This is a genomic window from Massilia frigida, from assembly GCF_011682175.1.
Lineage (GTDB): Bacteria > Pseudomonadota > Gammaproteobacteria > Burkholderiales > Burkholderiaceae_D > Telluria_A > Telluria_A frigida.
This window is the reverse complement of record NZ_WHJG01000014.1, coordinates 81,969-93,127: the sequence shown is the minus strand read 5'-3', so window position 1 is coordinate 93,127 and position 11,159 is coordinate 81,969. Positions and strand designations below refer to the sequence as shown.

The window sequence follows — 11,159 nt, the reverse complement described above, 5'->3', positions numbered from 1 at the left end:
AAGCGATTGAATCAGCATGGCGGCGTGGTGATCGATCTAGACGGTGGCGCCGGAGCTGGCAAAGAACTGCTCGACTTCAGCGAGAAAGGCGCGCTTGGCTTCGGGCTCCAGGAAGGAGGCCGTGAAGCTGTTGCGGGCCAGCTGGCGCGCGTGGGCGGCGCTCAGGGGCAGTGCGTCGAACACGGCCAGGAAGTTGGCATTCATGTAGCCGCCGAAATAGGCCGGGTCGTCCGAATTGACGGTGGCCACCAGACCGGCGTCGAGCAGGGTCACGAGGTTGTGTTCCTGCATCTCGCCGAACACGCGCAGCTTGACGTTCGACAGCGGGCAAACGGTCAGCGCGATCTGCTCGCGCGCCAGGCGGGCGGTCAGTTGCGGGTCTTCCAGGCAGCGCACGCCATGGTCGATGCGCTCGACATTGAGCACGTCGAGCGCGGTTTCGATGTAGGCCGGCGGACCTTCTTCGCCGGCATGGGCGACCAGGCGCAGGCCGAGCTGGCGGCAGCGCTCGAACACGCGGGTGAATTTTTCGGGCGGATGGCCGCGCTCGGACGAGTCGAGGCCGACGCCGATGATCTTGTCGCGGAAGGGCAAGGCTTCTTCCAGCGTGGCAATGGCGTCATCTTCGCTCAGGTGGCGCAGGAAACACATGATCAGGGTGGCGCTGATGGGGCCATCCTGGCAGGCGCGCCAGATGCCGTCGATCACCGTCTGGAACGGGACGCCGCGCGCGGTGTGGGTTTGCGGGTCGAAAAAGATTTCGGCATGGCGCACATGGTCGGCATGGGCACGCTCAAGGTAAGCCATGGTCATGTCGTAGAAGTCCTGCTCCTTGAGCAAGACGCTGGCGCCAGCATAATAGATGTCGAGGAAGGATTGCAGGTCGCTGAAGGCGTAGGCGGCGCGCAACGCTTCCACCGAGCCATAGGCCAGGGACACACCGTTTCTTTGCGCGAGCGCAAAAATGAGTTCCGGTTCGAGCGAACCTTCGATGTGGATGTGCAATTCCGCCTTGGGCATCTGTTGCACAATATTTCTCATCTGGTCGTTCAGCATCGTATTTCTCCGTCGGTAATGGGCGTGTCGTCAGACAGCAGTGTAGCGCAAGCGCACGCCGCAAGCGCGCCGCCGCCAAAGTTCACGCCAGAAAATGTGTGACACGAAAGGCGATTTTCGTGCGCCATCGGACGCCGAGTTCGTGCACTATCCAATCACCTTCGATGCGCGCGATGTTCTTCTTTCATTAGTGCAGGAAACCTTGATCAAGACGACATGCATAACGAACATCCAAGGCAAAAATGAGACAGCGAACATGCACGTAAACATGTCATTTTTCCGTTTTAAATCAACTACTTAAGACAGTTACATCAGCTTACTCTACATTACTTTGACTTCCGGAACTATTAGGCACATAATAAATTTCATAGGCGTAAGAAGACCTTGTCGGCACGCGCAAAATCACCGGGAAACACCGGTAAAAATAATAAATATCGTTATCCGTTTTTGTTTCAGAAATGCTGGAACGGGAAAGCACGTGACGGTCCAAAAGGAGTACGCCAACGACCAGGGCTGGACAGCACCCCGATGCTACGTCTGCCAGTGACAGTGAAGTAGTGACAGCACATTAAAGGACATTCAAATGACCATTTTTGACAACTACGCAGCTCGCTACGAGCGTACCCGCGAAGAGGAATATTCCCTTTCTGAGTATCTGGCACTGTGCAAGAAGGACAAGCTCACCTATGCCAGCGCGCCGGAACGCATGCTGGCCGCGATCGGCGAGCCGACCCTGGTGGACACGCGCAACGACACGCGCCTGTCGCGCATCTTCGCCAACAAGGTGATCAAGATTTATCCGGCCTTCCGCGATTTCTACGGCACCGAGGAAGTCATCGAGCAGGTGGTGTCGTACTTCCGCCATGCCGCGCAGGGCCTGGAAGAACGCAAGCAGATCCTGTACCTGCTCGGCCCGGTGGGCGGCGGCAAGTCGTCGATCGCCGAAAAACTCAAGGTACTGATGGAACAGGTGCCCTTCTATGCGCTGAAAGGCTCGCCGGTGAACGAATCGCCGCTCGGCCTGTTCAACGAGGAAGAGGATGGCGTCATCCTGGAAGAGGATTACGGCATTCCGCGCCGCTACCTGCGCACCATTCCAAGTCCATGGGCGGTCAAGCGCCTGCACGAATTCAATGGCGACATCAACCAGTTCCGCGTGGTCAAGCGCTATCCATCGGTGCTCAAGCAGATCGCCATTTCCAAGACCGAACCGGGCGACGAAAACAACCAGGATATTTCTTCGCTGGTCGGCAAGGTCGATATCCGCAAGCTCGAAGATTACGCCCAGGACGATCCGGATGCCTACAGCTACTCCGGCGGCCTGTGCCTGGCCAACCAGGGGCTGATGGAATTCGTCGAGATGTTCAAGGCGCCGATCAAGGTGCTCCATCCCCTGCTGACGGCCACCCAGGAAGGCAATTACAAGGGGACCGAGGGTTTCGGCGCGATTCCTTTCGACGGCATCATCCTGGCGCACTCGAACGAATCGGAGTGGAAAACCTTCCGCAACAACCGCAATAACGAAGCCTTCCTGGACCGGATTTACATCGTCAAGGTACCGTATTGCCTGCGCGTGTCGGACGAAATCAAGATCTACGATAAGCTGATCCGCAATTCCTCGCTCGAGCTGGCCCCGTGCGCGCCGGGCACCATGAAAATGATGGCGCAGTTCGCGATTCTGTCGCGCCTGAAAGACCCGGAAAATTCGAGCGTCTTCTCTAAAATGCTGGTCTACGATGGCGAAAACCTGAAAGACACCGATCCCAAGGCCAAGTCGATGCACGAGTATGTCGATTACGCCGGGGTGGACGAAGGCATGAACGGGCTGTCGACCCGCTTCGCGTTCAAGATTTTGTCGAAGGTCTTCAACTTCGACAATACCGAAGTGGCGGCCAATCCGGTGCACCTGCTGTATGTGCTGGAGCAGCAGATCGAGCGCGAGCAGTTTCCGCCCGAAACCGAGCAGCGCTACTTTTCCTATATTAAGGAGCATCTGGCGCAGCGCTATGTCGAGTTCATCGGCAAGGAAATCCAGACCGCTTACCTGGAAAGCTATTCGGAATACGGCCAGAATATTTTCGACCGCTACGTGACCTTCGCCGACTTCTGGATCCAGGACCAGGAATTCCGCGATCCCGACACGGGCGAAAGCTTCGACCGCGATTCGCTCAACAACGAGCTGGAAAAGATCGAAAAGCCGGCCGGGATCAGCAATCCCAAGGATTTCCGCAACGAGATCGTCAACTTCGGCTTGCGTGCGCGGGCCACCAACGGCGGCAAGAATCCGGCCTGGACCAGTTATGAAAAGTTCCGCACCGTGATCGAGAAAAAGATGTTCTCGAATACCGAGGAACTGTTGCCGGTCATTTCGTTCAATGCCAAGGCCAGTGCCGAGGATGCGAACAAGCACGCCGATTTCGTGGCGCGCATGGTGGAAAAAGGATATACCGCCAAGCAGGTGCGCCTGCTGTGCGAATGGTATCTGCGCGTGCGCAAGTCGTCGTAAGTCGGCCTTTGGCGGGCTGTCATGGTCCGCCTGGCCGCCACGGCGCCCGCCAGGCGCAAACAGGATTTGAAGCAGGAGGCCCGTTTTGACTTACCTCATCGACCGACGCTTGCAAGGCAAGAACAAGTCAGCGATCAACCGAGAGCGCTTCCTCCGGCGATACAAAAGCCAGATCAAGGACGCTGTCGGGCGCGCCATCAAGGGGCGCTCGATCACCGACATTGAAAATGGCGAGAAGGTATCGATTCCCGTCAAGGATGTGAACGAACCGAATTTCGGCCACGCCCACGGCGGCGTGTGGGAAACCATCAACCCCGGCAACAAGGAATACCAGAAGGGCGACCAGTTCAGCCGGCCCAAGGGCGGCGGCGGGTCGGGACGCGGCAAGGCGGGCAACAGCGACCAGCAATCGGAAGACGATTTCATCTTCGAGCTCTCGCGCGAAGAATTCATGAATTACTTCTTCGAAGACCTGGAATTGCCGAACATGGTCAAGACCCAGCTGACCGCGACCACGGAATTCAAGAACCAGCGCGCCGGCTACAATATGTCGGGCACGCCGTCGAATATCCACGTGCTGCGCTCGCTGCGCGGGGCGCTGGGACGGCGCATCGCGGTCGGCGGCAGTTCGCGCAAGGCGGTGCTGCAAGCCGAGAGCGAACTGATCGAACTGCTGGAAGAAGGCACGCCGCTGGACGACCCGCGCGTGGTCGAACTCAAGCGCCTGATCCATCATCTGCACACCAAGCTGCTGGCGATTCCCTTCATCGACCCGTTCGACCTGCGCTACAGCAACCGCATCAAGGTGCCCAAGCCGATGACGCAAGCCGTGATGTTCTGCATCATGGACGTGTCGGGCTCGATGGACGAGACACGCAAGGATACCGCCAAGCGCTTCTTCATCCTGCTGTACCTGTTCCTCAAGCGCGCCTACGACAAGATCGAGGTGGTGTTCATCCGCCATCACACGGCCGCGTCCGAAGTGGACGAGGAAGAATTCTTCCATTCGCGCGAATCGGGCGGCACCGTGGTGTCCTCGGCCCTGCACCTGCTGACCAAGATTATCGGCGAGCGCTACGGCAGCGGCGAGTGGAACAGTTACGTCGCCCAAGCGTCGGACGGCGACAACTGGGACAACGACTCGCTGCTGTGCAAGCAGCTGCTGATCAACACCATCATGCCGTCGGTCCAGTATTACACCTATGTGGAAATCACCGACGGCCCGCCGCAGAACCTGTGGGAGCAGTACGCCGAAGTTTCGGATCACCATGCGAACTTTGCGATGCAAAAAATTGTCACGCCGGCCGACATCTATCCGGTCTTCCGTGAACTATTCAAGAAGCAGCCTAAATAGTTAACTCGTCGGCACCAGGAGAACCAGCCATGCCAAGAGACCCCAAACACCCGCGCGCCTTGCCCGAGCAGTCGGAATGGACTTTCGACCTGATCGAGCACGCGCACGAAGAAATCCGCCGTGTCGCCAAGAAATTCGGCCTCGACACCTACCCCAACCAGCTCGAAATCATCACCGCCGAGCAAATGATGGATGCCTACACCTCGGTCGGCATGCCGGTGTCCTACAACCACTGGTCCTTCGGCAAGCATTTCCTGTCCACGGAAAAGAGCTACAAGCGCGGCCAGATGGGCCTGGCGTACGAGATCGTCATCAACTCGAACCCCTGCATCGCTTACCTGATGGAAGAGAACAGCCTGACCATGCAGGCGCTGGTGATCGCGCACGCTGCTTACGGGCATAATTCATTTTTCAAGGGTAACTACCTGTTTCGCACCTGGACCGATGCCGACGCCATCGTCGACTATATGGTGTTCGCCAAGAACTACATTGCCGAATGCGAACAGCGCTACGGCATCGATGCGGTCGAGCTGCTGCTCGATTCCTGCCATGCGCTGCAAAACTATGGCGTGGACCGCTACAAGCGCCCCGCCAAACTCTCGATGGCGCAAGAAAATGCGCGCCAGAAAGAACGCGAGGAATATGCCCAGTCCCAGGTCAACGCCCTGTGGCGCACGGTGCCGCGGCGCGACGAGGAAGCGGCCGATGTCGCGATCCCGCGCTTCCCGCCCGAGCCCGAAGAAAACTTGCTGTACTTCATAGAAAAGTATGCGCCCCTGCTCGAACCCTGGCAGCGCGAAATGGTGCGCATCACGCGCAAGATTTCCCAATACTTTTATCCGCAACGCCAGACCCAGGTCATGAACGAGGGCTGGGCCACCTTCTGGCACTACACGATTTTGCAGGAACTATATAAGGAGGGCATCGTCGGCGATGGCTTCATGATGGAGTTCCTGCAAAGCCACACCAACGTCGTGTACCAGCCGCCCGCCACCAGCCAGTATTACAACGGCATCAATCCGTACGCGCTCGGCTTTGCCATGATGAGCGATATCCGCCGCATCTGCGAAGAGCCGACCCAGGAAGACCGCGACTGGTTCCCCGCGATTGCCGGCACCGATTGGCGGGTGGCGCTCGACTTTGCGATGCGCAATTTCAAAGATGAAAGTTTCATTGCCCAATACCTATCACCGAAGCTGATCCGCGACTTCCACTTCTTCGCCGTGCTCGACGACGACAAGAATGAAAAGCTGACCATCTCGGCCATCCACGACGAACGCGGCTACCGCTACGTGCGCCAGCAGTTGGCCGAACAGTACAACCTGGGCAACCGCGAACCGAATATCCAGGTCTGGCAAGTCAACACGCGCGATGACCGGGCACTGACCTTGCGCCATACCCAGTTCCAGCGCCGCCCGCTCAACCAGCACGCCCAGGAAGTGCTCAAGCACGTGGCGCGCCTGTGGGGCTTCGACGTCCACCTGGACACCGTGGACCCGTCCGGAACCATCCTCAGCAGCCTGGAGTGCAAGCGCGAGAAGCGCACCCGCGCCTGAGCCACCAGCCGGTGGAAGTCCGGCTGCCGGGTCCTCCACCCGGTCCTACCAGATGAGCGCAACAGAATCGTCCATGCCCGCGCAAAAAAGACTGGTACGCGCGCATCAATATGCTATATTGCTGACGTGATGACAGTCATTAGCCAGGCGCATAGCTTGGCGCGCCAGGCTGGTCCGGCATCCCCGCGATGCCGCCCTTTCCGGCGCTGCGCAGCCAGCCTTTCGACAGCAAGTTCCCGGATGCGCAACCGTGGCTTTCAACAGGACGCCCTCGCTCCATGAAACTGGCTATGCTTAGCATCATCGCCACGGCGGGGGTCGAATGTTATTTGGCGCGATGTCAGCAAGCTGTAAGAAATATTCGCTTCAATCGAGTGTTTCCCTCACGTTGTACGGTTTCAACATGCCCTTCACATTATAGTAGTGCTTTTTTTACCAGAAGATGCAGGTCCGGGCTCTAGCGAGGCTTTGACAATCGTTTTCACACTCTGAATCACACCGTTTTGGAGCTGTAAAAATGTGTGGTAAAAAAAGGATTCGTAGGTATAATTCGCCGACGTCCCGGATGCGGCTCAAGGTCTTGTCGTGTTTTGTGGGTTTAGTAGCAACAAAAAGAGTTGGTATTGGAGAAAGCAGGCATGAATTTTTCGCATGATAAGAACCCCGGGAAGAATTTCACTGGCATTGCGGTCGTTATCGCTATTCACGCATTGGTGGCTTGGGGGATCGTAAGCGGTCTTGGCACCCGCATGGTCACGAAAATGGCTGAAGCAGTGGAAACCAAGATCGTCGAAGAGGTCAAACCTCCTCCTCCGCCGGATGTTCCGCCACCGCCACCGCCGCCTGAAATGAAGGCGCCTCCGCCTCCATTTATTCCGCCGGTCGAAGTGAACGTTCAACAACCGGTACCGGTGCAGAACACGATCGCCGCGGCGACCAATGTCAAGCCGACCACGACGGAACTGCCACGCCCGACAACCCCAGCGCCTCCTGCACCACCAGCGCCGGCTAATCCAAATCCCGTCCGCGTCGCAGCGGTCGCCGATTTCAACACTTGCGCCAAACCGGAGTTTCCAAAAGCTTCCCTGCGTAATGAAGAAACCGGTACGGTAACCTTGTCTTTCCTGATTGGTGTTGACGGTCGCGTCGCCGATTCGAAGATCGTGAAGTCGAGCGGCTTCCGCGATCTGGACAAAGCGGCGCAGGCCGGTATTAGTAAATGCAAGTTCAAGCCAACCATGGTTGATGGCAAGCCGGAACAAGCGTGGATGCAAATGCAATACGTCTGGACGCTGGATTAAGAACCGAGGCGGCAGTTTAGTCTCACTACTGTGATTTTCGTTGTCATTATGTTCAGCGAACTGATTATTTTATAAATTTGGAGGAAGCATGTTTAAGAATACCCGTTTGTCCGCTGCACTGGCGGCTGTCCTGTTCTCGGTTACAGCAGCTACAGCGCTGGTCTCCGCACCAGCTTTCGCTGACGCTCCTGCTCCAGCGGCAGCCCCTGCAGCAGACGCAGCGGCTCCAGCTGCGGCACCAGCACCAGAAGCGGCTGCACCAGCAGCGCCGGCTGCTGAAGCTCCAGCAGTCAAAGAAGGCGAAAAAGAAGCGGTGAAAAACCCGTACGGTATCGAAGCACTGTGGGCTGAAGGCGACTTCGTTTCCAAAGGCACGCTGATCATCCTGTCGCTGATGTCCATGGGTTCGTGGTACATCCTGATCACCAAGCTGATCGACCAGGCCAAGATCTTCAAGCAATCGAAAGAAGCCCAGGCCAAGTTCTGGAAAGCATCGTCGATCGCAGCTGGTTCGGCTACCCTGAAAGAAGGCAGCCCATTCCGCTTCATCGCGGAAACCGGTACCAAGGCAACCAACCACCACGATGGCGCCCTGCTTGAGCAGATCGACCTGTCGACCTGGGTGACGATGTCGGTCCAGCGCGCTGTTGACAAAGTTCAATCGCGTCTGCAAGACGGCCTGTCGTTCCTGGCAACCGTTGGTTCGACCGCACCGTTTATCGGTCTGTTCGGTACGGTGTGGGGTATCTACAATGCGCTGACCGCCATCGGTATGTCGGGTAACGCATCGATCGATAAAGTCGCAGGTCCAGTGGGTGAAGCGCTGATCATGACCGCGTTCGGTCTGTTCGTTGCGGTTCCTGCGGTTCTGGGTTACAACTGGCTGGTTCGTCGTAACAAGTCGGCCATGGAAGATGTCCGCTCGTTCAGCGCTGACGTTCACTCGGTCCTGATTTCGGGTGCCATGTCGACGAGCGAAGCTGGCCGTGCTGCCGGCGCGAAAAAGATCGGATAATTCACCATGTCCATGAGCGTCGGCTCCGATAGCGGAGAAGAAGATGCAGTCATGTCAGAAATCAACACGACGCCGCTTGTCGACATCATGTTGGTTCTGCTGATTATCTTCTTGATTACGAGCCCGGTGGTTCTGAAGCTGCAAACGATCGCATTACCTTCGGAAACCAACCAGGCATTGAAACCTAAGCCAACCACGGTGAACATCGTCGTCAATAAAGAAGGCGACATGTACTGGAACCAGACCCGCCTCAACGACACGAGCGAGCTGTTCGAGTTCCTGAAGAAGGAGTCCGTCAAGTTGCCTCAGCCTGAAGTGCACGTACGCGGCGATCAACAGACGCGTTACGAGTTCATCGGCAAGGTGATCTTCACGGCACAGCGTGCTGGGATTCAGAAGGTCGGCTTCATCACGGAACCACCAGATAAAACTGGCGGCCGCTAAGCCCTCCTTCAGTAGGGCGCGGGACTGGCAGCACGGGTCCCGCGCCTTACGGGTTCCAACATTAGAAAAGGAAACATCATGAGTATGAATGTCGGTTCCCCCGCCGCTGGTGCGGATCCGGAACCAATGATGGAAATGAACATGACCCCCTTGATCGACGTGATGTTGGTCTTGATTATCATGTTGATCATCACGATTCCGAAGCAGAACCACTCGGTCAACCTGAACATGCCTGTCGGTCCGGCCTCAACTCCGCCAGTACCACCGGTGGTCATCACGGTTGACGTCGACTTCGATGGCACGATTTTGTGGAACAACGAGGTTGTTGCTGACCGCCCTGCCCTGGAAGCAAAGATGAACGCCATCTCGTCCATGGCGGATGCGGATCAGCCGGAAGTGCATTTGCGCCCTAACAAGCTGGTCGAGTACAAGTATGTTGCTGGCGTGATGGCAACTGCCCAGCGTCTGGGTGTGAAAAAGATCGGTATGGTTGGTAACGAGCAGTTCCAATAAGCGCTATTGCTAATTGACGATACGGCAGGGTAAACCTGCCGTTTCGCTTTTGATTGAAAGAGTCCCAATGATCAAGTTTCGTCTCGCACATCTCGGCCTCGCCATGGCCGCTCTTGGCTTTACCGCAGCAACGCCCGTCCTCGGTCTGTCCACTGCTTACGCGGCAGAAGCCGTGCGCCCGGAAATCGGTGGCCCTTTGCAAGCCGCCCAGAAAATGATGCAAGCCGGACGCGCGAAGGATGCGCTGAACGAACTGCGCAAGCTCGACGGTAAAAACCCGACCGGCAATGAGCAATACCTGATCGAACGCGTGCGCGCTGCCGCCGCCTCGACCGCCGGCGACTACGATACCGCCGCCCGCTCCTTCGAAAAACTGATCGACTCGGGCAAACTGTCCGCCGGCGAACGCGCCAGTTTCTCCGAAGGCTTGATCGGCATTTACATGCGCGCCAAGGAATTCGGCAAGGCCAACGCCGCCATCCAGCGCTCGCTCAAGGAGCGCGACGATCCGAAGCTGCGCGCCTACCTGATCCAGAATCACATGGCGATGAATAACACCGCCGAAGCGACCAGGCTGCTCGAAGCGGACCTGCGCGCCGCCGAAAAAGCCGGCCGCACCCCGCCGGAAGAAGCGCTGCAAATGATGGCCAACCTGCAGATCAAGAACCCCGACAAATCCGGTTACGTCGCGACGATCGAAAAGCTCGCCGCCCACTATCCGAAGTCCAGCTACTGGGCCGACCTGCTGAACCGTATCACCAGCAAGCCTGGCTTCGCCGACCGCCTGAAGGTCGACGTGGCGCGCCTTCAGCTTGCCAACAACCTGCTGAAAAAGCCGAACGATTACATGGAACTGGCACAGCTGGTCCTGCGCGATGGCGCCGCTGCCGAATCGGTCAAGATCGTCGACAAGGGCTACAAGGCAGGCATCCTGGGTGTGGGCGCCGATGCGCCGCGTCACCAGCGTCTGAAAGACCTGGCCGACAAGACCCTGGCCGACTTCAACAAGAACCTCGCCACCACCGAAGCATCGCTGCAAAAGGTCGCCGATAACGATGGACTGGTGAACCTGGGCTACGCCATGGTGCAAGCCGGCCAGGCCGACAAGGGCCTGGCGCTGATGGAAAAATCCATCGCCGCCGGTAACCTCAAGCGTCCTGACGACGCCAAGCTGCGCCTGGGCCAGGCCTACGCCGCCGCCGGCCAGAAAGCCAAAGCCATCTCCACCCTCAAATCGGTGGGCGGCAAGGACGGCACGGCCGAACTGGCGCGCTACTGGATCATGGCCATCAACCATCCAATGGCTTGATCGTCACCGCTTCACCGTCGTTCCACTGAAAAGCGCTGTCTGCATCTTGCAGGCAGCGCTTTTTAGCTTTGAACGTATAATCGCTGTTTCGATTATGTTGGCCTG

9 protein-coding genes are annotated in these 11,159 nt (G+C 57.6%); 8 read left to right on the top strand and 1 reads right to left on the bottom strand.

Translation table 11 applies throughout. The features are described from left to right. Nucleotides 1–36: 36 nt before the first annotated feature. Complete coding sequence (locus F2P44_RS15560; protein WP_167087914.1) at nt 37–1,056, bottom strand: adenosine deaminase; 1,020 nt, start codon at nt 1,054–1,056, stop codon at nt 37–39. A 583-nt stretch (nt 1,057–1,639) separates the two neighbouring features. Here F2P44_RS15560 and F2P44_RS15555 point away from each other — a divergent pair. The 8 genes from F2P44_RS15555 (at nt 1,640) to F2P44_RS15520 (ending at nt 11,054) form a co-directional block, all read left to right on the top strand. Beyond that, nucleotides 1,640–3,562, top strand: coding sequence for a PrkA family serine protein kinase (locus tag F2P44_RS15555; protein WP_054264203.1), 1,923 nt, complete (start codon nt 1,640–1,642; stop codon nt 3,560–3,562). A gap of 85 nt (nt 3,563–3,647) precedes the next feature. After that, complete coding sequence (locus tag F2P44_RS15550; RefSeq protein ID WP_167087912.1) at nt 3,648–4,916, top strand: YeaH/YhbH family protein; 1,269 nt, start codon at nt 3,648–3,650, stop codon at nt 4,914–4,916. A 29-nt stretch (nt 4,917–4,945) separates the two neighbouring features. Further along, on the top strand, nt 4,946–6,472 hold the full coding sequence (locus F2P44_RS15545) for a SpoVR family protein (RefSeq protein ID WP_167087910.1): 1,527 nt from the start codon (nt 4,946–4,948) through the stop codon (nt 6,470–6,472). 638 nt (nt 6,473–7,110) lie between these two features. After that, nucleotides 7,111–7,773, top strand: coding sequence for an energy transducer TonB (locus F2P44_RS15540; RefSeq protein ID WP_167087908.1), 663 nt, complete (start codon nt 7,111–7,113; stop codon nt 7,771–7,773). 88 nt (nt 7,774–7,861) lie between these two features. Further along, a complete protein-coding gene (locus tag F2P44_RS15535) occupies nt 7,862–8,788 on the top strand; it encodes a MotA/TolQ/ExbB proton channel family protein (protein WP_223165043.1) in 927 nt (308 codons plus the stop codon). Nucleotides 8,789–8,794: 6 nt separating this feature from the next. Further along, the gene (locus tag F2P44_RS15530) at nt 8,795–9,232 is read left to right on the top strand and encodes an ExbD/TolR family protein (protein WP_167087906.1); all 438 of its coding nucleotides are present in this window, start codon (nt 8,795–8,797) and stop codon (nt 9,230–9,232) included. A 78-nt stretch (nt 9,233–9,310) separates the two neighbouring features. Then, on the top strand, nt 9,311–9,745 hold the full coding sequence (locus tag F2P44_RS15525) for an ExbD/TolR family protein (RefSeq protein WP_187363332.1): 435 nt from the start codon (nt 9,311–9,313) through the stop codon (nt 9,743–9,745). A 67-nt stretch (nt 9,746–9,812) separates the two neighbouring features. Continuing rightward, nucleotides 9,813–11,054, top strand: coding sequence for a tetratricopeptide repeat protein (locus F2P44_RS15520; RefSeq protein ID WP_167087904.1), 1,242 nt, complete (start codon nt 9,813–9,815; stop codon nt 11,052–11,054). The last annotated feature ends 105 nt before the right edge of the window (nt 11,055–11,159 follow it).

Bases quoted from the DNA above. Each gene is read 5' to 3' on its own strand.
- F2P44_RS15560 (WP_167087914.1), bottom strand. From the start codon at position 1,056: ATGCTGAACGACCAGATGAGAAATATTGTGCAACAGATGCCCAAGGCG.
- F2P44_RS15555 (WP_054264203.1), top strand. From the start codon at position 1,640: ATGACCATTTTTGACAACTACGCAGCTCGCTACGAGCGTACCCGCGAA.
- F2P44_RS15545 (WP_167087910.1), top strand. From the start codon at position 4,946: ATGCCAAGAGACCCCAAACACCCGCGCGCCTTGCCCGAGCAGTCGGAA.
- F2P44_RS15540 (WP_167087908.1), top strand. From the start codon at position 7,111: ATGAATTTTTCGCATGATAAGAACCCCGGGAAGAATTTCACTGGCATT.
- F2P44_RS15535 (WP_223165043.1), top strand. From the start codon at position 7,862: ATGTTTAAGAATACCCGTTTGTCCGCTGCACTGGCGGCTGTCCTGTTC.
- F2P44_RS15530 (WP_167087906.1), top strand. From the start codon at position 8,795: ATGTCCATGAGCGTCGGCTCCGATAGCGGAGAAGAAGATGCAGTCATG.
- F2P44_RS15525 (WP_187363332.1), top strand. From the start codon at position 9,311: ATGAGTATGAATGTCGGTTCCCCCGCCGCTGGTGCGGATCCGGAACCA.
- F2P44_RS15520 (WP_167087904.1), top strand. From the start codon at position 9,813: ATGATCAAGTTTCGTCTCGCACATCTCGGCCTCGCCATGGCCGCTCTT.